The organism is Modestobacter altitudinis (assembly GCF_005930475.1).
Taxonomy (GTDB): domain Bacteria; phylum Actinomycetota; class Actinomycetes; order Mycobacteriales; family Geodermatophilaceae; genus Modestobacter; species Modestobacter altitudinis.
The window spans coordinates 1-25,921 of the sequence record NZ_SJEW01000024.1 but is presented as its reverse complement, the minus strand read 5'-3'; the positions used below and the strand labels follow the sequence as shown (position 1 = coordinate 25,921).

General features: G+C 75.4%; 21 protein-coding genes. 14 read left to right on the top strand and 7 right to left on the bottom strand.

Annotated features, from left to right (window positions below; genetic code table 11):
* Nucleotides 1-23: 23 nt before the first annotated feature.
* Nucleotides 24-1,589: a DEAD/DEAH box helicase gene (locus FHL79_RS11100; RefSeq protein WP_246080642.1), complete on the bottom strand. Its 1,566-nt coding sequence runs from the start codon at nt 1,587-1,589 to the stop codon at nt 24-26.
* Nucleotides 1,590-2,123: 534 nt separating this feature from the next.
* Here FHL79_RS11100 and FHL79_RS11095 point away from each other — a divergent pair.
* Entirely contained in the window at nt 2,124-2,786 is a 663-nt protein-coding gene (locus FHL79_RS11095; protein ID WP_138758660.1) for a ferritin-like fold-containing protein, read from the top strand.
* A gap of 243 nt (nt 2,787-3,029) precedes the next feature.
* Here the strand turns inward: FHL79_RS11095 and FHL79_RS11090 are convergent, their stop codons facing one another.
* Both FHL79_RS11090 and FHL79_RS11085 read right to left on the bottom strand, forming a co-directional pair.
* The gene (locus FHL79_RS11090) at nt 3,030-3,260 is read right to left on the bottom strand and encodes a DUF3107 domain-containing protein (RefSeq protein ID WP_014742594.1); all 231 of its coding nucleotides are present in this window, start codon (nt 3,258-3,260) and stop codon (nt 3,030-3,032) included.
* 100 nt (nt 3,261-3,360) lie between these two features.
* Nucleotides 3,361-3,921 (bottom strand): TetR/AcrR family transcriptional regulator, encoded by a 561-nt coding sequence (locus tag FHL79_RS11085; RefSeq protein WP_246080640.1) that lies wholly within the window; start codon nt 3,919-3,921, stop codon nt 3,361-3,363.
* Nucleotides 3,922-4,087: 166 nt separating this feature from the next.
* Here FHL79_RS11085 and FHL79_RS11080 point away from each other — a divergent pair, with 166 nt between their 5' ends.
* The 8 genes from FHL79_RS11080 to FHL79_RS11040 all read left to right on the top strand — a co-directional run bounded on the left by FHL79_RS11080 (nt 4,088) and on the right by FHL79_RS11040 (nt 16,396).
* Complete coding sequence (locus tag FHL79_RS11080) at nt 4,088-5,104, top strand: alpha/beta fold hydrolase (protein ID WP_138758658.1); 1,017 nt, start codon at nt 4,088-4,090, stop codon at nt 5,102-5,104.
* A 75-nt stretch (nt 5,105-5,179) separates the two neighbouring features.
* Nucleotides 5,180-6,169 (top strand): DUF3152 domain-containing protein, encoded by a 990-nt coding sequence (locus FHL79_RS11075; RefSeq protein ID WP_138758657.1) that lies wholly within the window; start codon nt 5,180-5,182, stop codon nt 6,167-6,169.
* Nucleotides 6,170-6,340: 171 nt separating this feature from the next.
* Nucleotides 6,341-7,501, top strand: a complete 1,161-nt coding sequence (gene moeZ, locus FHL79_RS11070) for an adenylyltransferase/sulfurtransferase MoeZ (protein ID WP_138758656.1) — start codon at nt 6,341-6,343, stop codon at nt 7,499-7,501.
* Nucleotides 7,502-7,622: 121 nt separating this feature from the next.
* The gene (locus FHL79_RS11065) at nt 7,623-8,210 is read left to right on the top strand and encodes a TIGR03086 family metal-binding protein (protein ID WP_138758655.1); all 588 of its coding nucleotides are present in this window, start codon (nt 7,623-7,625) and stop codon (nt 8,208-8,210) included.
* 496 nt (nt 8,211-8,706) lie between these two features.
* Nucleotides 8,707-9,372, top strand: coding sequence for a hypothetical protein (locus tag FHL79_RS11055; RefSeq protein WP_171058115.1), 666 nt, complete (start codon nt 8,707-8,709; stop codon nt 9,370-9,372).
* A gap of 17 nt (nt 9,373-9,389) precedes the next feature.
* On the top strand, nt 9,390-9,707 hold the full coding sequence (locus FHL79_RS11050; protein ID WP_138758653.1) for an MGMT family protein: 318 nt from the start codon (nt 9,390-9,392) through the stop codon (nt 9,705-9,707).
* A 162-nt stretch (nt 9,708-9,869) separates the two neighbouring features.
* Nucleotides 9,870-13,067 (top strand): ATP-dependent helicase, encoded by a 3,198-nt coding sequence (locus tag FHL79_RS11045; protein ID WP_246080638.1) that lies wholly within the window; start codon nt 9,870-9,872, stop codon nt 13,065-13,067.
* A complete protein-coding gene (locus FHL79_RS11040) occupies nt 13,064-16,396 on the top strand; it encodes an ATP-dependent helicase (protein WP_138758652.1) in 3,333 nt (1,110 codons plus the stop codon). Before FHL79_RS11045 ends, FHL79_RS11040 begins: the two co-directional genes overlap by 4 nt.
* Before the next feature lie 33 nt (nt 16,397-16,429).
* Here the strand turns inward: FHL79_RS11040 and FHL79_RS11035 are convergent, their stop codons facing one another.
* The 3 genes from FHL79_RS11035 to FHL79_RS11025 all read right to left on the bottom strand — a co-directional run bounded on the left by FHL79_RS11035 (nt 16,430) and on the right by FHL79_RS11025 (nt 18,860).
* Nucleotides 16,430-17,236, bottom strand: coding sequence for a DUF2182 domain-containing protein (locus FHL79_RS11035; RefSeq protein WP_246080637.1), 807 nt, complete (start codon nt 17,234-17,236; stop codon nt 16,430-16,432).
* Nucleotides 17,237-17,251: 15 nt separating this feature from the next.
* Nucleotides 17,252-17,854: a DUF1326 domain-containing protein gene (locus tag FHL79_RS11030; protein ID WP_138758651.1), complete on the bottom strand. Its 603-nt coding sequence runs from the start codon at nt 17,852-17,854 to the stop codon at nt 17,252-17,254.
* 124 nt (nt 17,855-17,978) lie between these two features.
* The gene (locus tag FHL79_RS11025) at nt 17,979-18,860 is read right to left on the bottom strand and encodes an alpha/beta fold hydrolase (protein ID WP_138758650.1); all 882 of its coding nucleotides are present in this window, start codon (nt 18,858-18,860) and stop codon (nt 17,979-17,981) included.
* Between the two features lie 73 nt (nt 18,861-18,933).
* Here FHL79_RS11025 and FHL79_RS11020 point away from each other — a divergent pair, with 73 nt between their 5' ends.
* From FHL79_RS11020 to nudC, 5 genes are all read left to right on the top strand, one after another.
* Nucleotides 18,934-20,355: a dipeptidase gene (locus FHL79_RS11020; RefSeq protein WP_138758649.1), complete on the top strand. Its 1,422-nt coding sequence runs from the start codon at nt 18,934-18,936 to the stop codon at nt 20,353-20,355.
* A gap of 19 nt (nt 20,356-20,374) precedes the next feature.
* Nucleotides 20,375-21,301, top strand: a complete 927-nt coding sequence (locus FHL79_RS11015) for a DUF2510 domain-containing protein (protein WP_138758648.1) — start codon at nt 20,375-20,377, stop codon at nt 21,299-21,301.
* Nucleotides 21,302-21,496: 195 nt separating this feature from the next.
* Nucleotides 21,497-22,810: a M16 family metallopeptidase gene (locus FHL79_RS11010; protein WP_138758647.1), complete on the top strand. Its 1,314-nt coding sequence runs from the start codon at nt 21,497-21,499 to the stop codon at nt 22,808-22,810.
* The gene (locus FHL79_RS11005) at nt 22,807-24,180 is read left to right on the top strand and encodes a M16 family metallopeptidase (RefSeq protein WP_138758646.1); all 1,374 of its coding nucleotides are present in this window, start codon (nt 22,807-22,809) and stop codon (nt 24,178-24,180) included. Before FHL79_RS11010 ends, FHL79_RS11005 begins: the two co-directional genes overlap by 4 nt.
* Nucleotides 24,177-25,136: an NAD(+) diphosphatase gene (gene nudC, locus FHL79_RS11000; RefSeq protein WP_138758645.1), complete on the top strand. Its 960-nt coding sequence runs from the start codon at nt 24,177-24,179 to the stop codon at nt 25,134-25,136. Before FHL79_RS11005 ends, nudC begins: the two co-directional genes overlap by 4 nt.
* On the opposite strand, the gene FHL79_RS25510 is transcribed toward nudC, so the two are convergent.
* Nucleotides 25,129-25,921 (bottom strand): nucleoside/nucleotide kinase family protein (locus FHL79_RS25510; protein WP_246080635.1); only part of this gene is annotated, 793 nt, incomplete at its 5' end. The genes nudC and FHL79_RS25510 overlap by 8 nt on opposite strands.

Below are 25,921 nucleotides of genomic sequence, written 5' to 3'. Positions count from 1 at the left end.
GCGGAGAGGTTCACATGGCCGGGTTACGCGGCGGACTCGGACCCGCCGCCGTTGCCGCCCCGACCGCCGCGGCGGCGCCGGCGACGCGGCCGGCCGCTGCCGTCCTCACCGGGCTCGCCGCCGGCACCCGCCGGAGCGGGGGTGTCGCCCGCCGGGGCGTCGCTGCCGAGCGCCGCGGCGGCACCTTCGGCGGCGGCGCCGCTGCCCCGGGTGCGCTGCCGCGGCCGGCTCTTGCGCGGGCCGGCCGAGGGCGGCTCCTCCTCGGCGCGGGCGGCGTCCCGGCCGGGGCCGGAGTGGCCACCGCCGGAGTGCCCGCCGGAGTGCCCGCCGGAGTGCCCGCCGCCGGTGCGCTGCCGCTTGCCGGTCTCGCCGAGGTCCTCGAGGGTCTCGGCACCCAGGCCCTCGCGCGTGCGCTGGGAGCGGGGGAGCCGTCCGGTCGCCGTCGTCGGGACGTCGAGGTCGGTGTAGACCCACGGCGAGGTCGAGTACGTCTCCGGCGGGTCGGCGAAGTCCAGGTCCAGCGCCTTGTTGATCAGCTGCCAGCGGGGGATGTCGTCCCAGTCGACCAGGGTGACCGCGACGCCGGTGCTGCCGGCCCGGCCGGTGCGGCCGATCCGGTGCACGTAGGTCTTCTCGTCCTCGGGGCACTGGTAGTTCACGACGTGGCTGACGCCGGTGACGTCGATGCCCCGGGCGGCGACGTCGGTGGCGACCAGGACGTCGACCTTGCCGGCCCGGAACGCGCGCAGCGCCTGCTCGCGGGCGCCCTGGCCGAGGTCACCGTGCACGGCGGCCGCGGCGAACCCGCGCTCGACCAGGTCGTCGGCGACCTTCTGCGCGGTGCGCTTGGTGCGGCAGAAGACCATCACCAGGCCGCGGTCGCGGGACTGCAGCACCCGGGACAGCAACTCGGGCTTGTCCAGGTTGTGCGCCCGGTAGATGAACTGGGTGGTCAGCGGGACCGTCGAGCCCTCGTCGTTGCCGTGCGCCCGGATGTGCGTGGGCTGGGTCATGAACGACCGCGACAGCGTGACGATCGGGCCGGGCATGGTCGCGGAGAACAGCATCGTCTGCCGCTTGTCCGGGACCATCGCCAGGATCCGCTCGATGTCGGGCAGGAAGCCCAGGTCGAGCATCTCGTCGGCCTCGTCGAGGACGAGGACCTTGACCTTGCCCAGGATCAGGTGGCCCTGCTGGGCCAGGTCGAGCAGCCGGCCGGGGGTGCCGACGACGATCTCGACACCTGCCTGCAGCGAGGAGACCTGCGGCTCGAACGCGCGGCCGCCGTAGATGGCCTGCACGCGGATGCTGCGCTTGGCGCCGGCCGCGGCCAGGTCGCGGGAGACCTGCACGCACAGCTCACGGGTCGGGACGACGACCAGCGCCTGCGGGACGCCGTCACCACCCTCGGCCGGCGGGACGACGCGCTGCAGCATCGGGACGCCGAAGCCGAGGGTCTTGCCGGTGCCGGTCCGGGCCTGGCCGATGAGGTCGTGGCCGGCCAGCGCGAGCGGGAGGGTCAGCTCCTGGATGGCGAAGGTGCGGGTGATCCCGACCTCGGCCAGCGCAGCGATGACGTCGGGGTGCACGTCGAAGTCGCTGAACAGCGGGCTGTCGGGGGCGACGGGCGCGCCGCCCAGCTCCTCGACCTGCTGCTCGAGCTCCTCGGGGGCCGGAGCGCCGGTCTCGGCGCGCTCCAGCTCCGGAGCGGCGGGCGTGCTGGTGTCGGTGGGGGTGTTCTCGGTGGAGGTCAGTTCTCTCGCCTCGGTCTGGTGGGGGACCGGGCCGCGTCGCCGGTGCCCGAGCCGTTCCAGCTCAGGCGTTGCCCGTCGCGCTTCTCCGGTCCCGGGGTCGGTTCCGGGATGTTCGATCCAAGCGCCGACGCGGCCAGCAGACCGGGCGTCGAGTGCAGACTGCCCGGGAGACGGCCCTCGGAGGGCCGGTCTCGAGGAGATCCAGCGGTCATCAGCGCACAGGGGATTGCTCTCGGTGAACGAACCTAGCGGCTCGCCGATTCCATCCTAACCTGGGCAGCCCGCTAGCCTCGCTCAGCCGCCCCGTGACACGGGCCGTGGACGCAGCGGTCCGCGGCCGCGGGGCGGAGGGCACCAGAGGGGGAGCACGTGACCGCGGTCGACGAGGGAACTGGACACGAGGCGGTCATCGACCTGCTGGGGGTGCTCGCCTACGCCGAGCTGACGGCCTTCGACCGGTTGGCCGAGGACGCCCGGCTGGCACCGACCCTGGACGGCCGGGCCGCGCTCGCCCGCATGGCGGCCGCCGAGATCGCCCACCACGAACGGCTCTCCGCACGGCTGCGCGAACTCGGCGCCGACGTCTCCGCGGCGATGACCCCGTTCGTCGCCGCCCTCGACGCCTTCCACGACGGCACCCGGGCGAGCACCTGGCTGGAGGGGCTGGTCAAGGCCTACGTGGGTGACGGGCTGGCTGCCGACTTCTACCGCGAGGTCGCGGCCTTCCTCCCGCAGCCGGACCGGGCGCTGGTGGAGGAGGTGCTCGCCGACACCGGGCACGCCGACTTCGCCCTCCGCGAGGTTCGCGCCGCCATCGCCGCCGACCCCAAGGTCGCCGGCCGGCTCGCGCTGTGGGCGCGCAGGCTGGTCGGGGAGGCGCTCACCCAGTCCCAGGCGGTCATCGCCGAGCACGACGAGCTCGCCGAGCTGATCATCGCCGGCACCGGGGACCTGGCCGGGGTGGGCGAGCTGCTCGGTCGGATCACCGCCGCGCACAGCGAGCGGATGAAGGCGCTGGGGCTCAATCCGTGACTGTGCTCATCGCGACCCTCCGGGCCGCACCGCGGCCAGGAGCCGTCCCGGCAGCGTTGAGCCGCTGAGCTTCGCCGTTCGGGGAGCCTCCGGCCCCCGCGAACGGCGAAGACCCGCCGTTCCCCACAGCGTGCTCGGGTGACTGGTCGTCCCCCAGTACCGAGAGCGACGGTCCCCCAGTCCCGGGAACGACGACAGGGCGCCTCCGCGGTGCGGGGGGCGCCCTGTCGTCGTGTCCTGGTCTCAGCCGGCGATGAAGCCCACGCGCCGTGAGTCGGCCTCGGCGATCTCGACGTAGGCGATCCGGTCGGTCGGGACGACGATGCGGCGGCCGCGCTCGTCGACCAGCGTGAGCAGGCCGTCCTTCGACCCGGTCATGGCCTTGGACACCTCGGCTGCGATCTCGTCCGGGGTCTTGGGGCTGTCGATGACCAGCTCACGGGGGGAGTGTTGGACACCGATCTTTACTTCCACGCGGGGATGCCTCCTCAGGTCGGACTGCCGAGCACCCACGCTAGTCCAGCCCCGCTGACCGGAGCCGGTCCAGCAGGTGCGCCGACAGCGAACGGGCCCGTCAGTCGGCGTCGTCGCGGCGCGGGAAGCCGGACATGCCGCGCCAGGCGAGCGAGGACAGCAGCGCCACCGCCTCGTCCCGGGACACCGTGCCCTTGCTCGCCAGCCACCAGCGGGCACTGGTCTCCGCCAGCCCGGTCATCCCGGCCGACAGCAGCAGCGCCCGCTCCGGGTCCGCGCCGGTCTCCACCGCGATCACCTCGGCGATCGCCTCGATGCAGGCCCGGGCGCCGCGGTCGGCGAGCCGCCGGACGTCGGGGTCGTTGCGCAGGTCGGACTCGAAGACCAGTCGGAAGGCCTCACCGTCGGCGTCGATGAAGTCGAAGTAGGCACCGACCGCGCCGTCGACCCGGGTCCGGTTGTCCTCGGTGCCGTCCATCGCCTGGCGAACCCGGTCGGTGAGCTCGTCGACCTGCTGCTCGAGCAGCGCCAGGTAGAGCTCCCGCTTGCCCGGGAAGTGCTGGTAGAGCACCGGCTTGCTGACCCCGGCCCGGACGGCGATGTCGTCCATCGCCGCGGCGTGGAAACCCTGCGCGACGAAGACGTCCTGCGCGGCGCGCAACAGCTGGACGCGTCGCGCGCCCCGTGGCAGGCGGGAGGTCCGGCGGGTGACCGGAGGCACGGGTACGGGGCGGCTGGGGTGCATGACGTCGTGATCTTAGCGGCGTGGCACGGCGGGGGCACCGGGCCGAGCGGTCATCACGGAGCGGTGTTCTACCGTCGGGTAGGTGACCGACGCCCGGCTGTCCGACGCCCTCCTGCCCCGACCTGGTGCGCTGATCCCGCCCTGGCCGGGGGCGATGGTGCCGGTCACCGGCGGCGAGGTCTTCGTCCGGCACACCCCGTGGCGCGGCCCGGAGGCCCACGACGGCGACCCGGCCGACGCGCCCCACGAGCGAGCCCTGTACGTGCACGGTCTGGGCGGTGCCTCCACCAACTGGACCGACCTCGCCGCGCTGTTGGCCGTCCGCTTCGACGGCTACGCGCTGGACCTCCCCGGCTTCGGTCGGTCCGCCCCGCCGCCGCGGTACTCGATCCACCGCCACGTGCAGGCCGTCGTCGACGTGCTCGAGTGGGTCGTCGCGCAGCCCGGCCCCGGTCAGGGCGTCCCGGTGCACCTGGTCGGCAACTCGCTCGGCGGCCTGGTGAGCGTGTGGGTGGCGGCCCGCCGTCCCGACCTCGTCGCCACGCTCACGCTGATCTCCGCGGCGATGCCGGTCTACCGCGTGCCGGCCGCCTTCGACCGGGCGATCGCGCTCGTGCTGCTCCCCGGCGTCCCGGCGCTGGCCGAGCGACGGCTGGCCGGGGCGAGCCCCGAGCAGCGGGTCCGTGGGCTGCTGCAGATGTGCTTCGGCGACCCGTCGCGGGTGCCGCGGGAGCGGGTCGAGGAGGCGGTCCAGGAGATGCGCGACCGGGACGAGCAGCCCTGGGCCGGTCAGGCGCTGACCCGCAGCCTGCGCGGGCTGATGACCTCCTACCTGCGGGTCGGCCGGGCGAACGCCTGGCGGATGGCCCGCTCGGTGAAGGTGCCGTCGCTGGTCGTGTGGGGTGACCGGGACCGGCTGGTCGACCCGGCGCTCGCCCCGCGGCTGGCCGCCGTCCTCCCCGACTCCCGGCTGCAGGTGCAGGAGGGCATCGGCCACCTGGCGATGCTGGAGGCGCCGGAACCGACCGCGCGGGCCGTGCTGGCCCTGGCCGAGGACGCCGCCGCCACGGTCGCGGAGGTCCCCGCCGGACAGGTGTGACGGGGCGGTCCGACACGCGGCCGGGTCCCGCTGCGGTCAGCCACTGGACCGGCCACCCGTGAGAACCTGGCCCGCGTGACGAGCCCCGGGTCCCGCGCGCCGCGCGAGGCCGGGCGCCCCGACGTCCCCGGTGCCGGCCCGCGGCAGCGGCCCGTCCCGGGGCCGCGGCGGGCCGACCCCCGGCTGACCCGGTCCGCGCTGCTGCGCCGTCCTCCTGCGGGCCCGTTGGTGGCCCGTCGCGGGCCGGTCCCCGGGCCGGCGCACCGGACAGCCCCGCTGGGCGGGTGGTTCCGCCGCTTCGTGCGACGGCACGGCTGGCGGGCGTACGCCATCCCGGTGCTCGCCGTCGCGACCGTGCTCACCCTGGTCGACGTCGTCACCGGCGGCGGGACGACGGCAGCCACCCAGTCCAGCGCGCTGGACGCGCCGGTCAGCACCGCGCCGAGCACGCCGACCACCCCGTCGGCCCCGGCCGAGGGCGAGGGGGCGCCGTCCGAGACGGCGGCCGGGACCGCAGCGGTCAGCTTCATCGAGCAGGGCGCCGGCACGCTCGGCATCGTCGACGGCACCTCTGCGACCTACGGCACCGGACCGCTCGAGCGGTTCGTCGTCGAGGTGGAGGACGGCATCGGGGTCGACGGCAGCCAGTTCGCCGCAGCCGTCGAGGCCACCCTCGGTGACCCGCGCTCCTGGGGCAGCGGCGGGCAGATGTCCTTCCAGCGGGTCGGTGCCGCCGAGGCCGCGGCCGGCGACTACGACTTCCGGGTCAGCCTGGTCAGCCCCGGCAGCATGGAGACCTGGTGCCCGGGCGTCGGCACCGGCGGGTACACCTCCTGCCGGTACGGCGAGCGCGCGGTCATCAACCTCGCCCGCTGGGAGACCGCCGTCCCCGACTACGCCGGGGACATCGCGACCTACCGGCAGTACGTGGTCAACCACGAGGTGGGCCACGCCCTCGGCCACGGCCACGAGCAGTGCGGCGGCGCCGGCCAGCTGGCCCCGGTCATGGAGCAGCAGACCCTCGGCCTGCAGGGCTGCCTCAAGAACGCCTGGCCGTATCCCTGACCCCGAGATCTGCGATCTCGTGGCCGTGGGGAGCGGGAGGCCAGGAGATCGCAGAACGGGTGCGCGGATGGTGCGCGGGCGGCGGGATTACCCCCGCATGCCAGGCTGTTGCGCAGACCAGGACCCCGGCCTCTGGAGCCGGTCAGCCCTGATGCCTGTGAGGAGAGCTCCGTGTCGTTGCCACCCCTGGTGGAGCCCGCCGACGACCTGTCGATCGACGAGGTCCGCCGCTACAGCCGCCACCTGATCATCCCCGACGTCGGGATGGACGGGCAGAAGCGGCTCAAGAACGCCAAGGTGCTGGCCGTCGGTGCCGGTGGCCTCGGTTCGCCCGTGCTGATGTACCTGGCCGCGGCCGGCGTCGGCACGCTGGGCATCGTCGAGTTCGACACCGTCGACGAGTCCAACCTGCAGCGCCAGATCATCCACGGGCAGTCCGACGTCGGCCGGTCCAAGGCCGAGAGCGCGCGGGACTCCATCAAGGAGATCAACCCCTACGTCGACGTCCGGCTGCACGAGACGCGGCTGGACAGCGAGAACGTGCTGGAGATCTTCGCCGACTACGACCTCATCGTCGACGGCACGGACAACTTCGCCACCCGCTACCTGGTCAACGACGCGGCTGTCCTGCTGGGCAAGCCGTACGTGTGGGGGTCGATCTACCGCTTCGACGGCCAGGTCTCGGTCTTCTGGAACGAGCACGGTCCCAACTACCGCGATCTCTACCCGGTCCCGCCGCCGCCCGGCATGGTGCCCTCGTGCGCCGAGGGCGGTGTCCTGGGCGTGCTCTGCGCGACCATCGGCGCCATCCAGGCCACCGAGGCGGTCAAGCTCATCACCGGCATCGGTGACACGCTGCTCGGCCGGCTCATGGTCTACGACGCCCTGGAGATGACCTTCCGCACGATCAAGGTGCGCAAGGACCCCGAGGGTGAGCCGATCACCGGCCTCATCGACTACGAGGCGTTCTGCGGTGTCGTCTCCGACGAGGCCCAGCAGGCCGCCGCGGGCTCGACGATCACCGTCGACGAGCTCAAGGACATGATGGACGCCGGCAAGGACTTCGAGCTGATCGACGTCCGGGAGCCCAACGAGTACGAGATCGTGTCCATCCCGGGCGCCAAGCTGATCCCCAAGGACGAGATCCTGTCCGGCCGGGCGCTGTCGCAGCTGCCCAACGACAAGCCGATCGTGCTGCACTGCAAGACCGGCGTCCGCTCCGCCGAGGCGCTGGCCGCGGTGAAGAACGCCGGCTTCAAGGACGCCGTGCACGTCCAGGGCGGCGTCACCGCCTGGGCGACGCGCATCGACAAGGCGCTCCCGACGTACTAGGAGGACCTCGTCCCTCCCCATGACACGCTTCGCGCGCCGCGGGTCCCTGGGACGAGGCCGATCACCCGGGCCCTGGCACGCCACTGCGTGTGCCAGGGCCCGGCTGCGTTCTACTGATCACATGTCCGAGCCCTTGCCCACCGACCTCCTGATGCTGTTCCAGCGGGCCCAGGCGCAGTTCACCGACCGGGTGGACGCCGTCGGTCCGGGGAGGTGGGACGCCCAGGCGCTGCCCGGGTGGAGCGTCGCCGACCTCGTCGCGCACCTGACCAACGAGCAGCTGTGGGTACCGCCGCTGCTGGCGGGCGAGGAGCCCGACGACGTCGCCGGGCGGGTCCCCACCGACACCGACGAGCTGCTGGGCGACGACCCGCTCACGGCCTGGGAGACCGCTGCCGACGACGCGCTCACCGCGTGGGCGGCGCCCGGCGCGCTCGACCGGACCGTGCACCTGCCCGACAGGAGCGCCCCGGCGCTGGAGCACCTGGTCGAGATGACCGCCGACCTGACCGTGCACGCCTGGGACCTGGCCCACGCCGTCGGCGGGGTCACCTCGCTGGACGCCGAGCTGGTCGCCGCGGCACTCCGGTACGCCGAGGAGCGCCTCGGGGACGACGGCGTGCCCGGCGCGATCGACGCCCCGGTCGAGGTCCCGCCCGGCGCTGACCTGCAGACCCGTCTGCTGGCCCGGTTCGGCCGACGCGCCTGAGCAGCCCGGACGCGCCGACCGGGGCCGGGCGCCACTCGTCGGCTCCCCGCCCTAGGCTCCTGCCGACACAGCCGGAGCCGGAGGTCGCACGATGAGCCAGCCACCCCCAGGGCCGCCCCCGTACGGGCCGGACGGACGGCCCCCGTCGGGGGACCAGTCCCCGGGCGGTGGCTGGGGTCAGCAGCCCGGTCAGGGCTGGGGGCCGACTTCGCCCCCGCAACCGAGCCATGGCTGGGGGCCGCCCCCGCAGCCGGGTCAGGGATGGGGTCCGCCGCCGCAGCCGGGTCCGCCTTCTCCCGGCGGGTACGGCCCGCCGCCCGGTGCCTGGAACCCGCCCGGCAGCCCGGGCTACGGCGAGCAGCCCACCCGGGTCGGTGGCTTCGGCATCCCCGGCCAGCCGCCCTACGCCGCTGGGCCAGGAGGGCCCGCCGGCCCCGGCTGGGGCGCTCCCGGAGGCCCCGGGGCGCCGGGCGGTGGCGGCCGGAGCAGGAACGTGGTGATCGGCCTGGTGTCCGGGCTGGTGCTCCTCATCGTCGTCGCGGTGGTCCTCGTGGTCACCCTCGGCGGTGGGGACGACGACGACACGGTCGCCGCTGGCTCGAGCAGCTCGGACTCCAGCGCGCCCGCCACGACGGCCAGCCCGTCGTCGAGTCCGTCGCCCGGCCCGGCCACCCCGTCGCCCTCGGGTGGGTTCACCGCGGCGCCGTCGGGTGGCGCGGACGTGACCGGCTTCGTCGGGCAGCTGCCGGTGGACTTCGACGACTGCGCGGACGCCCCGCTCGCCGGTGACGGGGACGTGGCGGCCGCGGCCTGCGGCTCGGCGCTCACCCAGCCGGGCCCGGAGGCTGCGGCGTTCTACCTCTACCCGGACCAGGTCACGCTGGACTCGGTGTTCTCCGCCGACGTCACCGAGGAGGGGCTGGCCGAGTTCGCCGTCGAGGACGACTGCTCGACGGGCACCGGCTACGGCGAGTGGACCTACTCCGGCGGCGAGCACGGCGGGCAGGTCGCCTGCCAGATCGCCGGCGACGGCTACGTCGTGGTCGCCTGGACCGACGACGAGCACCTCACCGAGGGCGTGGTCCGGGCTCCGGGCACCACCCAGGCCGAGGTCAGTGCGCTGTACGACTGGTGGACGGCCAACAGCGAGTACCAGGGCTGACCGGCGGAGTCCCCGAGGTGCGCGCCCCCGGCCCGGCCGACCGGTCCGCCGACGACGTCGACGAGGCGGTCTTCGACGTCGTCGAGGCGATCCCGCCGGGCCGGGTGAGCACCTACGGGGCGATCGGCCGGATCGTCGGCGTCGGCCCCCGACGGGTCGCCCGCGCGCTGTCCGGCGGGGGCGCTGCCGTGCCCTGGCACCGTGTCCTGCGGGCCGACGGCACCGCCGCGGAGCCGGTCCGGGTCCGGCAGCTGGAGCTGCTGGCCGGCGAGGGCGTGCCGCTGCGCGGCTCCCGGGTCGACCTGGCCGCGGTCGGCTGGCCCGACGAGGACTGAAGGAGGGCCCCGCCCGCCCTCCGTTGGCGAACTCGCGAGGGGACCCGGGACGGGGTCACCAGAACCGTCGTACCCCCGTGGTCTCATCGAGGGGTGCGGGGGGAGACAGCAAGCGGGACAGCGATCGCCACGGCGAGCCACCGGACACCGGTCTACCGGCTGGTGCAGCCGGAGCCTGCCCCGCTGGTCCGGCCTCGGCTGGACCCCACCCAGCAGGCGGTCGTCGACCACCGCGGCGGTCCGCTGCTCGTGCTGGCCGGGCCGGGTACCGGGAAGACGACCACGATCGTCGAGGCCGTGGCCACCAGGATCGAGGCGGGTGCCGACCCGGAGCGGCTGCTGGTGCTCACCTTCAGCCGCAAGGCCGCCGTGGAGCTGCGCACCCGGATCACCGCCCGGGTCGCCCGCACCATCCGGGAGCCGGTCGCGCGGACCTTCCACTCCTACGCCTACGGGGTGCTCCGCCGGGCCGCCGTGCTGCGCGGCGAGCCCGTCCCGCGGTTGCTCACCAGCGCCGAGCAGGACGCCGTGGTCGCCGACCTGCTGCGGGGCGACGCCGACCTCGAGGGCGTGGTCCGCTGGCCGGAGGAGCTGACCGAGGCGCTGGCCATGTCCGGCTTCCGCGACGAGCTCCGCGACCTCCTGCTCCGCGCCACCGAGCGGGGGATCGACGCCCACCGGCTCGCCGCGTGGGGCCGCGAGCGGGACCTGCCGCACTGGGTGGCGGCCGCCGACTTCCTCCGCCAGTACCAGGACGTGTCCTACTTCGCCACGGTCGCCCGCGGCGGCGCGAGCGGCTACGACCCCGCCGAGCTGGTCCGCACCGCCATCGACGAGCTGCGGGCCGACCCGGAGCTGCTGCGCGCCGAGCGCGACCGGGCGAGCTGGCTGTTCGTCGACGAGTACCAGGACACCGACCCCGCTCAGGTGGAGCTGGTCGAGCTGCTGGCCGGCGGCGGTGGGGACCTCGTCGTCGTCGGCGACCCGGACCAGGCGATCTACGCGTTCCGGGGCGCCGAGCCGCGCGGGATCATCGAGTTCCCGTCCCGGTTCCTGCACCGCGACGGCCGTCCCGCCGACCGGCTCTCCCTCGGGGTCTGCCGCCGCTCCGGCGCCGAGCTGCTGGCGGTGAGCCGCCGGGTCGCCGAGGGGCTCCCCGGGCCGTGGGAGCACCGCCGGCTCGTGCCCGGCGAGGGCATCGAGCCCGGCTCGGCGGAGGTGCACGTCTTCGACGCACCGGCGATGGAGGCGGCCTTCATCGCCGACACCATGCGCCGGGCGCACCTGCTCGACGACGTCCCGTGGTCGCAGATGGCGGTCGTGGTCCGGTCCGCGACCACCGGTCTCGGGCCGGTGCGCCGGGCGCTCACCCAGGCGGGGGTGCCGGTGGCGGTGTCCGCGGACGACATCGCGCTGGCCGGTCAGCCCGCGGTGCAGCCACTGCTGGCCGCGCTGGGCGCGCTGCTCCCACTGCGGCACGCCCAGGCCGGGCCGGTCTCCGCGCGTGACCCCGCTGCGTCGGAGGCCGAGGCGGGCCTCGACGAGCCCGGCGCGGAGGCACTGCTGGCCTCTCCGCTCGGCGGTGCGACCGTGCTCGACCTGCGCCGGTTGCGCCGCGCCGCCCGTCGGGCGATGGCCGTCCGCGGGGAGGACGCCGCGGTCCGGAACGCACCGCTGGCCACCGTGCTGGCCGACGCCACGCTGCTCGACGCGCTGCCCGAGCACCTGGCCCGGCCCGCGACGCGGGTGGCCCGGGTGCTGTCGGCGGGGCGGCTGGCGCTGGCCGGCGACGGCAGCGCCGAGGACGTGCTGTGGGCGATGTGGCAGGCCAGCGGGCTGGCGAACCGGTGGGCGCGGGCGAGCGCGGCGGGTGGGCCCCCCGGCGCCGTAGCCGACCGTGACCTCGATGCCGTCGTGGCGTTGTTCGACGCCGCGGCCGGTTTCGTCGACCGGCTCCCGCTCGCCGGCGTCGCCGCCTTCGTCGAGCACCTCCGCGCGCAGGTCCTGCCCGGGGACAGCGGGGCGGCCCGGGCACCGGCGGGCGAGTCGGTGCGGCTGCTCACCGCGCACGCGGCCAAGGGCCTGGAGTGGGACCTGGTCTGCGTCGCCGGCGTGCAGGAGGGGGTGTGGCCCGACCTGCGCAACCGGGCCAGCCTGCTGGGTGCCGAGGACCTCGTGGACGCCGCCGGCGGCACCGACCCGGCCACCCTTGACCGGCGCACGCTGGCGCTCGCCGAGGAGCGGCGGCTGTTCTACGTCGCCTGCACGCGGGCCCGCCGCCGGCTGCTGGTGTCGGCCGTCGACGGTGCGCTGGAGGGTGGCGACGCAGGAGCCACCGCGTCCCGGTTCCTCGACCTGGTCGTCCCGCCGCCGGCCGAGACCGACGGGGTCCGGCCGCACACGCCGCTGCCCCGCCAGCTCACGCTGCCCGCGCTCGTCGCCGAACTGCGCCGCCACCTCACCGACCCGCACACCGACCCGGCACGCCGGTCGAGCGCCGCGGCGGTGCTCCGCCGGCTCGCCCAGGAGCGGGTGCCCGGTGCCGACCCGTCCAGCTGGTGGGGGCTGGCGCCGCTGTCCGACGACGCGCCGCTGGTGGACCCGGCCGAGGTGGTGCCGGTCCGTCCCTCCGCCATCGACACCTTCCAGCGCTGCCCGCTCCGGTGGGTGCTGGGCGCGGTCGGTGCGGAGGCGGCTCCGGAGGCCACCCGCACGGTCGGGTCGGCGGTGCACGACGTCGCCCAGCAGGTCGCCGAGGGCCTGCCGCCCGCCGACGCGGCCGCGGTCCTCGACGCCGAGCTCGACGGTCTGGACCTCGGGCCCGGGTGGTTCGACCAGCGGCAGCGGGAGCGCGCCCAGGAGATGCTGACCAAGTTCCTCGCCTGGCACTCCCGCGCCGCACGCGAGCTCGTCGCTGCGGAGGAGGACTTCGACGTCGTCGTCGGTCGCGCCCGGTTGCGCGGCCAGGTCGACCGGCTGGAGCGGGACGGCGAGGGGCGACTGGTCGTCGTGGACCTCAAGACCGGCAAGACGCCACCGCGCACCGTCGAGGAGCACGGCCAGCTCGCCGCATACCAGCTGGCGGTCACCGAGGGCGCCTTCGCCGACCACGGCCGGGCCACCGGCGGTGCGGCGCTGCTGCAGGTCGGCGGGTCGCAGAAGGCCGCCAAGGAGCACGTGCAGGCACCGCTGCCCGCCGACGTCGACCCCCGGCAGACCTGGGCCGGCGAGCTCATCGCCGAGGTCGGTGCGGGGATGGGGGCCGGTGAGTTCGCCGTCCGCACCGACACCGACTGCGAGCGGTGCGCGTTCCGCAGGAGCTGCCCGATGCAGGAGTCCGGCCGGCAGGTGACCCGATGACGCCCCGCCCGGTCACCGACCAGCAGCTGTCCTTCGACCTCCCGGGCATGGTGCCGGTGGTGGCACCCGAGCCGCCGCGGCTGCTGACGCCGGCCGAGGTCGCGGCCCGCAGCGGTGTCGGCCACGCGCCCTCACCGGAGCAGGCAGGCGTGGTCGCGGCGCCCGTCGACCGGCCGCTGGTCGTGGTGGCCGGTGCCGGGTCGGGCAAGACCGAGACGATGGCCGCCCGGGTGGCCTGGCTGGTGGCCAACCAGCTCGTCGCCCCCGAGGCGGTCCTCGGGCTCACCTTCACCCGCAAGGCCGCCAGCGAGCTCAACGCCCGGGTGCGACTGCGGCTCGGCGCGCTGGCCGACCACCCCGACACCGACCCCGCGCTGCGCGAGCGCCTGGCGGTGGCGGCGCCGACGGTGGCGACCTACCACGGCTACGCAGCCAGCATCGTGGCCGAGCACGGTCTCCGGATCGGGGTGGAGCCTGGCTCCGGCGTGCTGGGCCCGGCGATGTGCTGGGGCCAGGCGGCCACCGCCGTGGCCGGGCACACCGGCGACATGAGCGACGTCGCGCTCGGGCTGGTCACCACCACCGAGGACGTGCTGCAGCTCGCCGCCGAGCTCGGCGAGCACGACATCACCCCGGCAGCGCTGCGGGCGTGGACGGCGCGGTTCGAGGCCCAGGTCAGCGGCTATCCGGACGCCCCTCGCAAGAAGGGGGTCTACAAGGACGTCTCGGAGATGCTCAAGCGGCAACGGGCCCGGGTGGCGCTGCTGCCCATGGTGGAGGCGTTCGAGGCGCGCAAGCGCGCGGTCGGCGCGATCGACTACGCCGACCAGGTGTCCCTCGCCGCCCGGGTCGCGGTCACCTCGGCCGAGGTGGGCCGGCGGGAGCGGGCCCGCTGGCGTGTGGTGCTGCTGGACGAGTACCAGGACACCAGCGTCGGCCAGCTGCGGATGCTCGAGGCGCTCTTCGGCGGTCCCGGTGGGCACCCGGTGCTCGCCGTCGGCGACCCGCGGCAGTCCATCTACGGCTGGCGCGGTGCCTCCGCCGGCACCATCGAGCGCTTCGACCGCACCTTCCCCGGCACGCCCGACCGCCGGGCGGAGCGGCTCAGCCTGTCCACCAGCTGGCGCAACGACCGCGCGGTGCTCGCCGTGGCCAACGCGGTGGCCGGCGCCCTGCCCGAGCCCGAGCAGCCGCTGCCGGACCTGCAGCCCTCGCCGGTGGCCGGCAACGGCGCGGTCCACTGCGGGCTGTACGAGACGGTCGCGGCGGAGACCGAGGCGCTGGCCGACCGGCTGGAGCAGGCCTGGAAGGGGACCGGCGACGGCGCTGGGCGCCCCACCATCGCGGTGCTCGCCCGCCGCCGCGCCCAGCTGCCCGGCATCGCCGCTGCCCTGCGCGCCCGCGGCCTGCCGGTCGAGGTCGTCGGCCTCGGTGGGCTGCTCGACGTGCCCGAGGTGTCCGACGTGGTCGCCACCCTGCGGGTGCTGGTCGACCCCAGCGCCGGTGATGCGCTCGGCCGGCTGCTCACCGGCGCACGCTGGCGGCTGGGGCCGCGCGACCTCGCCGCGCTGGAGTCGCGGTCGCGGGCGCTGGTCCGGGAGCGGAGCACGGCCGCGCCGGCCGACGACGCCACCCCGCCGGAGGCCGGTGCGCCCGCCGGCCCGACCCCGCCCCGCGAGCGCGGCAGCATCGTCGAGGCGCTCGACGACCTGGGGCGCCCGGAGGCGTTCTCGGCCGAGGGGCACCGCCGGCTGCGGCGGCTGGCCAACGAGCTCTCCGCGCTGCGTTCCCGGCTCGGGGAGCCGCTGCCGGACCTCGTCGACGAGGTGGTGCGCACGCTGGGCCTGGAGACCGAGCTGGCCAGCCACCCCGACGCCACCCCCGGTGGTGCGCGCACCCACCTGGACGCGCTGCACGAGGTGGCCGCCGAGTTCGCCGAGCTCGCCGAGCTGCCGTCGCTGCCGGCCTTCCTCGGCTACCTCGCCGACGCGGAGGTGCGTGAGCGCGGCCTGGAGCCCGGTGAGGTGGCGGTCAACCTCGAGGCGGTCCAGCTGCTCACCGGTCACTCGGCGAAGGGGCTGGAGTGGGACGTGGTGGCCGTCCCGGGCATGACCGTCGGTCAGTTCCCGGCCAAGGGCGACGCGTCCGACTCCTGGATCCGCGACCCCGGCGCCGTCCCGGTCGACCTGCGCGCGACCGACCGCGCCGAGCTGCCCCGGCTGCAGCTGCCGGTGCCCGGCTCCGGCGACCAGGCCGCCGTCCGCGACGCGCTGGACGACTACGTCGCCGAGTGGAAGGACTTCGGTCTCGCCGAGGAGGTGCGGCTCGGCTACGTGGCGGTCACCCGTGCCAAGCACCTGCTGCTCTGCTCGGGCAGCTGGTGGCGCGACGGCAAGACCGCCTGCGGGCCGTCGTCCCTGCTGCTCGCCGTCCAGGCCGCGTGCGAGGCCGGGGCCGGTGTCGTCGACGCCTGGGCGCCGCCGCCGGAGGAGGACGCGGAGAACCCGGCGCTGGCGGAGTGGCCGGTCGGCAGCTGGCCGACCGACCCCCTCTCGTCCGGCCGCCGTCGCTCGCTCACCGCGGCCGCCGAGCTGCTCGCCGCCACCGAGCCGCACCCGCTGACCGCCGACGCCCTCGGTGCCACCGACGATCCGCTGGTCGCCGACTGGCTGCGGGACGCCGACCTGCTGCTGCGCGAGCGGGCCGAGCACTCCCGGGGCGTCGTCGACGTGCCGCTGCCCGCGCACCTGTCGGTGTCCTCGCTCGTGGCGCTGCGCCGCGACCCCGCCGAGCTGGCCCGCCGGCTCCGCCGGCCGATGCCGGCCGCGCCGGCGCCGCTGGCCCGCCGGGGCACCAAGTTCCACGCCTGGCTGGAGGAGCGGTTCGGCACCTCACGGCTGATCGACCTCGACGAGCTGCCCGGCAGCGGGGACGCCGGCGCGGCACCGGACGCCGCACTGGAGTCGCTGCAGCAGGCGTTCCTGCGCAGCGAGTGGGCCGACCGACAGCCGGTCGACGTGGAGGCGCCGTTCGAGACGCCGCTGGGTCCGCTGACCCTCCGTGGGCGGATCGACGCCGTCTACGCGACCCCCGACGGCGGGTACGAGGTGATCGACTGGAAGACCGGCCCGGTGCCGAGCCCCGCGGAGCTCACCGCCGCCGCCGTCCAGCTGGCCGCCTACCGGATCGGCTGGTCCCGGTTGACCGGGGCGCCGGTGGAGCGGGTCAGTGCGGGCTTCCACCACGTCGGCGCCGGGGTGACCCTGCGCCCGGTCGACCTGCTCGACGAGGCCGGTCTGCTGGCCCTCGTGCGCGGGACCGAGGGGTGACCCCACTGCCCGCGCCCGGCCCCGGTGCCCTGCTCAGCCGGTGGACATCGAGGACATCCCGCTGCCGGGGACGGTGAGCGCGGGGATGGCCGCAGGAGCCACCCACAGCAGGACGCCCAGCACGAGGAGCACGCCCGCCGTCCCGTAGGTGACCGCCCGGCCACCCGGGACGGTCTTCTCCAGCGCGATCAGCGCGGCGACGAGCGCCATCCAGACCACGCTCATGACCCCCAGCGCGAACAGCGACGCCATCAGGGCCCAGCAGCAGCCGACGCACCACGCCCCGTTGCGCGCGCCCATCCGCAGCGCCCCGGACCGTCCGTCTCGCCAGCCGGTGAGCAGTACGCCGAGGGGACTGCGGCACCGGCGCAGGCAGACGTCCTTGATCGGGGTCACTTCGTAGGCGGCTGCGACCAGCAGGGTGGCTGCGGCGACCGGCCGGCCGGCGGCATCCCAGCTGAGTGGGTCGCCCGGCAACCGACGCCCGGCCAGGCCGATGCCGAAGGCGACCAGGCCTGCTGCGGCCCAGGTGGTCAGGTAGCCGGCCGCGAAGAGCAGCGGGGTCAGCAGAGACCTCGACCTGGTCATCCGGGAGAACAACGCGACCGTCGGCGCCACCGACGGGAACATCATCGCGGCCATCATCACGACCCAGACGCCGAGGAACCAGCTCAGCGTCCCGAGGCCGGTCCAGGGCCCGTCGTCCATGCCCTGCATCCGCCCGGCCGTCCACCACCAGCCCATTCCGGCGAGGACGAGGAGTGTCGCGACGAGGCCCAGTCGGACGCGCGCGGCAGCGAGTGCGGCAGCGAGGTCCTGGTCGGGGTGGAGGCGCGGCACGCTGGAGTGCCCCGCTCAGGCGGACCACGTGAAGTCGGCGGTGGACAGGCCCGTCTTCCCCTCGTACCGGATGCCGAAGGCGTCGATCCGAGAGCGCCGGGCCTCGGCCATCGTCAGGTCCGACGCGACAGGGTGGAACATCCCGGAGAACCGGACCGGCCGACCGGTGTCGACCCCGAAGGGCACGATGTCCTCGATCTCGAAGTCGACCGCGTCATCGACCCGCACCCTGTGCCGCAGCCCGTCGTCGGTCAGCTCGATCGCCGCCCGCTGCACCCCGACGACCTCCCCGACGAGCGGCGCCAGGGCGGCCATCGGACCACCCAGCTGCCCACCGAAGACCTGGACCAGCCTGTCGAACTGCTCGTCGGTCGCCTCGGCGTCGACGTACATCCCGAGCCGCCAGTTGCCGTCGGTCATGACCTTCGGGGTGTCGATGACAGTGACCACCCTGCGACCGCCGACGTCGGTGCCCTCGATCTGACCGTCCCGGATGGTGAACGCGAGGCACGCCCGGCAGTGGTCGTAGGTGGCGCCATGGTCGAACGAGAGGTTGCAGGGGCACATCAGCTCGCAGGAACACGTCTCCGCGTAGCTGCCCCGCAGGTTCCACGCCATCGCAGACTCCCCTCGGCGACGCCGAGTGTCCTGCGGCCCAGCGAGAGAGGTCAACGAGTCCTCGGCGCGCACCAGCAGGTGCCCCGTCGTGTCGCCACGGCCGGTCGCGGTGCGCTCCGCGGCGTCAGCTCGGCGGCGTGTGGAGGCCTGCCCCGGGGGTGAGGAGGGGGCCGCGGGCGATCCGGTCCAGCACCGCCCGGGCCAGCTGCTCGGGGGCCTGCTCGGGGACCCAGTGGGTGATCCCGGGCAGCTCGACGAAGCGGTAGTCGCCCCGCACCTGGTCGGCGCACGCCTCGGCGGCCGTCCGGCCCACCGCGACGTCGCCGTCGCTCCAGACGTAGGTCGTCGGCACGTCGACCGGGTCCACCGGCGTCGCCGAGCTCATCGCCCGGTACCAGTTCAGCGCCGCGGTCAGCGCGCCCGGCGCCGACAGCTGGTCCACGTAGAGCTCGACCGCCTCGGTGGGCACCCCGGGGGCGTCGAGCATCCGGCGCAGCCGCCGCCCGCCGTCCTCGAGCAGCACCTCCTCGGCCTTCCCGACCTGCCAGAACAGCTTGATGTAGGCCGAGCGCTCCTTCTGCTCCGGATCGGCGCGGAAGGCCAGCGTGTACGCGGTGGGGTGCGGCACCGAGACCGCGGTCAGCGTGCGGACCCGGTCGGGGTGCCAGGCGGCCAGGCCCCAGGCCACGTTGGCGCCCCAGTCGTGCCCGACGACGTCGGCGACCGGGAGGTCCAGGGCGGTCATCAGGTCCGCCGTCACTGCCACCAGCGCAGGCAGCGCGTAGGCGTCGACGTCGTCGGGTCGGGCGCCGGGGGAGTAGCCCAGCTGGTCCGGTGCGTAGGTGCGCAGCCCCGCCTCGGCCAGCAGCGGCGTGACCGCCGACCAGCTCAGCGAGGTCTCCGGGAAGCCGTGCAGCAGCAGCACCGGAGGGCCGTCCTCGGGGCCGTCGGTCCGCACGTCGAAGGTCAGGTCGCCGACGTCCACCTGCAGCATCCCCACGGCCATGCAGGGAACCTAGCCCCGTCGTCGTCCACAGCCCGCGACGGCCGCACCGCCGGTGCGGGATACGGTCGCTCCCGTGAGCAGCAGCGCCGAACGCGACTTCGTCACCGCCCACCTCGACGACCTGCACGCCGACCTGGACGCCTGGCTGCGCATCCCGTCGATCTCGGCCGACCCGGCGCACGCCGCCGACGTGGCCGCCAGCGCCGAGTGGCTGGCCGGGGCGCTGCGCCGTACCGGCTTCCCGACGGTGGAGATCTGGCCCACCGCGGGCGCTCCCGCGGTGTACGCCGAGTGGCCCTCGGCCGACGAGGGCGCCCCGGTCGCGCTGGTCTACGGCCACCACGACGTGCAGCCGGTCGACCCCGTCGAGCTGTGGGAGCACCCCCCGTTCGAGCCCACGGTCGTCGAGGGCCCCGACGGTCCCGAGCTGCACGCCCGCGGCGCCATCGACGACAAGGGCAACGTCGCCTTCCACCTGCTGGGCATCCGCGCGCACCTGGCTGCCACCGGCCGGGAGACCCCCGCTGTCACCGTCAAGCTGGTCATCGAGGGCGAGGAGGAGTCCGGCTCCCCGTACTTCGCCGACCTGCTCCGCGAGCGGCGCGACCGACTCGACTGCGACGTCGTCGTGGTCAGCGACACCGGCATGGCCGCTCCGCACCTGCCCAGCGCCGTGACGTCGATGCGCGGCCTGGCCGACGCCGAGATCACCCTGCGCGGACCGGCCGTCGACCTGCACTCGGGTTCCTTCGGCGGCGCCGTCCCCAACCCGCTGCACGCCCTGGCCGACCTGGTCGCCAGCCTCCACGACGACCAGGGCCGGGTCACCCTGCCCGGCTTCTACGACGCGGTCCGAGCGCTGTCCGACCGGGAGCGCGAGCTGATGGGCCGGGTGCCCTTCGACGAGCGGGAGTGGCTGGCCGGCCCGGCCGCCTCCCGCAGCACCACCGGCGAGGCCGGCTTCTCGACCCAGGAGCGGATCGGCGCCCGCCCGACCGCCGAGGTCAACGGCATGTGGGGCGGCTACCAGGGCCCCGGGCACAAGACGATCATCCCGGCCGAGTCGCACGCCAAGATCACCTTCCGGCTGGTCGCCGACCAGCGGCCCGAGGAGATCGGGCCGATGGTCCGTGCCTGGGTCGAGGCCAACCTGCCCGCGGGCATCGAGGCCGACGTGCACGTGCCCGCGGGCGGTGTCGCCCCCTGCGCCAGCGACCTGGACTCCCCGTTCATGGACGCGCTGCTGCGGTCGATCGCCCAGGCCTGGGACAGCGAGCCGGACTCGGTGCTGTTCATGAAGGAGGGCGGCAGCGGCCCCGAGGCCGACCTGGTCGAGCAGCTGGACGCGCCGCTGGTGTTCCTCGGCGCCGGGCTCCCCACCGACCGGATCCACTCGCCGAACGAGCGGGTGCTGCTGCCGATGCTGCACCGCGGCGCCGAGGCCGCGGCGCACCTGTGGCGCGAGCTGGCCACGGTCGAGCTCCGCACGCGCTGACACCGGTGGAGGTGAGGGCATGAGCGGGGGCGCAGCGACCGGTCAGCCGGGTGCGCCCGTGCCCGGCTGGTACCCCGACCCGGACGGCGCCCCCGGCACGGTCCGCTGGTGGAACGGCGCGGGGTGGTCCGACGTCACCACCCCGGCCGGTCCTGGGGTGAGCGTCGGCCGGTCGTTCGAGGCCCCCGCCGCCCGCGAGCTCCTCCCGCCCTCGGCCTGGGACGCCTGGGGGACGCAGGACCACGGCACCTGGGAGCCGGCGGGGTCACGGTGGTACCGGCGCCGGCCGCTGCTCATCGGGCTCGGCGTCCTCGCCGTCGTCCTGCTGCTGGTCCTGGTGGGGGCGCAGTGGAGCGGCGGGTCCTCCGCGGACGAGGACCCCCCGGTGGCCGGCCCGACCGCGCAGCCGAGCAGCACCTTCCCGCCGGGCACCGTCCGGATCGTCGACCAGGTCGCCGGCATCTCCTACCCGTTCCTGGGCGACGGCTGGTTCGAGTGGGACCGCGGCGCCCAGCTGGAGACGACCGAGACCGCCGGCCAGTACTTCGTCACCCAGGACGACCTGCCCGACGGGGTCGACGTCTTCATCGCCCAGTGCACCTCGGGACCGCTGGCCGACGGCTTCGGCACGAGCGGGGCGGGGGACCTGCAGCGCACCACCGAGGCGGTCGCCGACGCCGTCCGACAACTGCACTACCCGTCCCCGAACGAGCGCGAGGTGCGGCGGGACGAGGCGCTCACCGTCGACGGCGCAGCCGCCTGGGTGTACGAGTTCGACCTCAGCTGGGACGTCGCCGGCTACGACTCCACCGGTGAGCGTGCCGCGCTGCTGCTGATCGACGTCGGCAGGCCGGCCCCGGCGCTGCTGTACCTGTCCATCCCGAACACCCACGCCGAGCTGTACGGGGCCATCGACCGCGTGCTCGGCGACGTCGACGTGCTGTGACACCGCGATCCTCACGGATCGCACCGCGGCCAGGTGCCGTGCCCGGCCGGCGTCGAGCCGCTGCCCGCGTTCCCGGCGGGACCCTCCGGGCCCGGGCCGGCAACCCGGACCGGGCTGGTGCCCGGACGTACCCGCTGGAGGCAGCTGGCCGTCCCCGGCGGCGGCGTGTCGCACGGCGCGGTTAGGGTCGGTGGTGTGACAGCAGCTGGGGCCGACCTGACCCTGCGGCACCCGGTGGAGCGGTTCACGCTCGACAACGGGCTGCGGGTCGTGCTCGCGCCGGACCGGAGTGTCCCCGTCGTCGCCGTCAGCGTCTTCTACGACGTCGGCATGCGCTCCGAGCCACCGGGCCGCACCGGGTTCGCGCACCTCTTCGAGCACATGATGTTCCAGGGCTCGGCCCACGTGCCGAAGATGGAGCACGCGCGGCTCGTGCAGGCCGCCGGCGGGACGTTCAACGGCTCGACGCACCAGGACTACACGAACTACTTCCAGGCGCTGCCCGCCGAGGCGCTGGAGCGCGCCGTCTTCCTCGAGGCCGACCGGATGGCGGCCCCGGCGATCACCGAGGAGAACCTCCGCAACCAGATCGACGTGGTGAAGGAGGAGATCCGGGTCAACGTGCTCAACCGGCCCTACGGCGCCTTCCCCTGGCTGCAGCTGCCGCCGATCGCGTTCGAGAGCTTCGCCAACACCCACGACGGCTACGGCTCCTTCGTCGACCTGGAGTCCTCCACCGTCGACGACGCCGCGGACTTCTTCTCCCGCTACTACGCGCCGAGCAACGCCGTGCTGTGCATCGGCGGCGACCTGGACGTCGCCGAGACCGAGCAGCTGGTGCGCCGCTGGTTCGACCCGGTGCCCTTCCGCCCGGCCCCGCCTGCGCCCGTGGTGGGGGAGCCCTCGCCGGCCACCGCCCGCCGCGGCGTCGTCGAGGACCCGCTCGCCCCCGCACCCGCGGTGGCCATCGGCTGGCGGGTGCCCGACCCGGTCGGCGACCTGGAGACCTACCTCGGCACCGTGGTGCTCACCGAGCTGCTCAGCGAGGGTGACGCCTCCCGCCTGGAGCGCCGGCTGCTGCACACCGACCGGCTGGCGGTCGCGCAGAGCAGCTACCTCGGGCTGTTCGGGGACCCCTTCGACGTCCGCGACGCGACCCTGCTGGTCAGCCAGGTCCACCACCCCGCCGACGTCCCGGTGGACCGGGTCCTCGCCGCGGTGCACGAGGAGATCGAGAAGGTGGCCACCGACGGTGTGCCGGCCGAGGAGCTCGCCCGGGTGACGGCCCGCACCGAGGCCCAGCTGCTGCAGCAGGCCGACTCGGTGCTCGGCCGCACCCTGGGCTTCGCCTCCGCCGAGCTGATCCACGGCCGGGCCGAGCTCGCCGGGGAGCTGGCCGCCCGGCTGGCCGCGGTGACCCCCGACCAGGTGCAGGCGGCGGCCCGCGGGCTCTCGCCGGACACCGCTGCCGTCCTGGAACTGCGCGCGACCGGAGGAGCAGCCCGATGAGTGCGCCCGTGCTCGACCTGTCGTTGATCCCGCCGCTGGGCGAGCCCCGCCCCGCACCCGTCCCCGAGGTGCACTCCTCGACGCTGCCCAGCGGGCTGCAGCTGGTCGTCGTGCCCCGTCCGGGTGTGCCGCTGGTGGAGCTCCGGCTCCGGGTGCCCTTCGCCGCCTCGGCCCCGCGCCAGGCCGCCGCGCACGCCGCGCGCACCAGCGTGCTGTCCGGCGCGGTGCTGCTGGGCACCGCGGCGCACGATCAGCTGGAGATCGCGCAGCTGCTGCAGGCCAACGGTGGCGAGCTGTCGGTCTCCGCCGACGCCGACCGCCTGCTGTTGTCCACCACGATGCTGCCCGACGGCCTCGGCGCCGTCCTGGGCGTGCTCGCCGAGCTGCTCGCCGCGCCCACCTACCCGGCGGGCCCGGTCGACGCCGAGCGCTCCCGGGTGGTCGAGCGGGTGCACATCGCCCGCTCGCAGCCCGGGGTGATCGCCCGCAGCGCCCTCGCCGCCCGCCGGTACGGCGCCCACCCCTACGCCCAGCAGCTGCCCGCCCCCGAGCTGGTCGCCGCGGTCACCCCGGCCGCGCTGCGCAAGCTGCACCGCGAGCGGGTGCTGCCTGCCGGCAGCACCCTCGTCCTCGTCGGGGACCTCGACCCGGCCACCGCCCAGGACGTCGTGGCCACCGCACTGGCGGGCTGGACCGCCGAGGGGAAGGCCGTCTCGGCCGATCCCGTGCCCGCCGTCGTCCCGCAGCCGCTGCAGCTGGTGCACCGCCCCGGCGCGGTCCAGTCCAACCTGCGGCTGGGTGGTCCCGCCCCGGGCCGCACCGACCCGCAGCTGCCTGCGCTCAGGCTGGCCAGCATGGTGTTCGGCGGGTACTTCTCCTCCCGGCTGGTCGAGAACATCCGTGAGCGGCGCGGGTACACCTACAGCCCGCGCAGCGGCGTGGAGCACCTCATGGCCGGTTCCTCGTTCACCGTGGACGCCGACGTGGCCACCGCCGTGACCGGACCGGCACTGCTGGAGACCTGGTACGAGCTGGGCCGGATGGCGCTCACCCCGGTGTCCGAGGCCGAGCTGGACTCCGCCCGCCGGTACCTGCTCGGCACCCTGGCCCTCGGGACGGCGACCCACGCCGGCCTGGCCAGCACGCTGTCCGCGCTGTTCGGCGCGGGGCTGCCCGCCGACTGGCTGGCCGACCACCAGCGGGCGCTCGCCACCGTGGGCATCGACGAGGTCACCGAGGCCTCCCGCCAGTGGCTCTCCCCGGCCGGGCTGACCGCGGTCGTGGTCGGCGATGCCGACCAGGCCGCCGACCAGCTGCGTGCCCTGGGCCCGGTCGAGGTCACCGCCCCGGCGCTCGAGTCCGGGGCATGACCGTCCCGCCCGGCGGCAGCACCACGGCCGACAACCCACCCGCCCGCGGGGACTGGCCCGAGGACCGGCGCGCGGGCGCGGTCACCGAGGTCCCGCTGCTGTCCCGCACCGCCCACGACCGCGGGCACCTGGCCCGGTCGCTGCCCGACCCCACCCAGGGCCGGCCGGTGCGCGTGCTGCGGATCGACGAGCGGCGCTCGGTGCCGGTGCACGAGGGCCCCGGCGGCCCTGAGCTCGTCTACGACGAGCAGCCCACGCTGCCCGACGGCGCGATCTACCTGGGCGAGGCCGACGACGTCCCCTACGCCGCGCTGCGGGCGCCCCGCTCGCTCAGCGTCGGCGGGCGACCGGTCGACAGCTGGGCCGGGCTCAGGGAGGTCGGTTCCGAGCTCGGCGACCTGGACGCCGGCCTGCTGACCCAGGCGGTGGGCATCGTCGAGTGGCACGAGCGCAACCGGTTCTCGCCCCTCACCGGTGCGCCGACGACGATCGAGCGGGCCGGCTGGGTCCAGCGCGACCCGGTGAGCGGCAGCGAGGTCTTCCCGCGGACGGACCCCGCCGTGATCATGCTGGTCCACGACGGCGGTGACCGCTGCGTGCTCGGCCGCCAGGCGGTGTGGCCGGCGGGCCGGTTCTCCATCCTGGCCGGCTTCGTCGAGCCGGGGGAGTCCGCCGAGGCGGCCGTGGTCCGCGAGGTCGCCGAGGAGGTCGGGATCACGGTCACCGACGTCCGTTACGTCTCCAGCCAGCCGTGGCCGTTCCCGCAGTCGCTGATGCTCGGCTTCGTCGCCCGCGCGACGGAGGAGCAGCTGCAGATCGACCACGACGAGATCGAGGAGGCCCGCTGGTTCAGCCGGGACGAGCTGAGCTCGGGCACCGGCCCGCAGGCGCTGCCACCGAACGTCTCGATCGCCCGGCACATCATCGACCGCTGGGTGGCCGGCGAGTTCAGCTGAACCTCCCCTGCAGCACCAGCGCGGGCCGGTCGGGGTGGTCGGCCAGGACGACCGCGTCGGCGAGTGACGTGGGGTCCACCTCGTCGTCGTAGCGGTCGAACGCGGGCAGCTCCCAGGCCCGGTCCGCGGGGACCCGGCGCCGGCGGGCGGCGGGGCCGACCCGCAGGTGTACGACCACGTCGAACGCCAGCCCGAGACCCTGCAGCAGCGACCCGGGCACCAGCAGCACGCCTCCCGGTGGCGTCGGCCGGTAGTCCAGCCGGGCGGCGCGGTCCCGCGCCAGGTCCCACAACGCGGGAAGGTGCTCACCGGGCCCGCGCGGGCCGCTGCGGTCCAGCACCTCACGGCCCAGCGCCCCGGAGTCCAGCCAGTCGGTGTAGCGCGCGTCCGGGTCGGTACGGCCGTGCTCGAGGCGCAGCGAGGCCGGCCGGTAGAACCCCTCGGCCGGGACGACCACCGCGGGACGGCTCAGGCTGGGCAGGCGGGTGGCCAGTTCCGCGGCGAGCGCGTGCGGTCCGGTGACCCCCGGGGCGCCGGGCAGGTCGGGGCCGTCGACGGCGACCCGCAGCGCGGCAGCGCCCGACTCGGGGAGGACGTCCGCGAGCAGCGCGGCCAGCCGGTCGGCCAGCGCCGGCGGGGAGAGCGGGAGCGGAGCGCTCAGCGGGGAGCCCCGGGGACGGCGTCGCCGCTGCCGGCCCGGCGCGGGCCGCGCTGCACCCGGCGGGCGCCGGACCCGACCCCCGCCGGGCGCGGCTCGGCGGCCAGGGGGGAGGACGGCTGGGGGC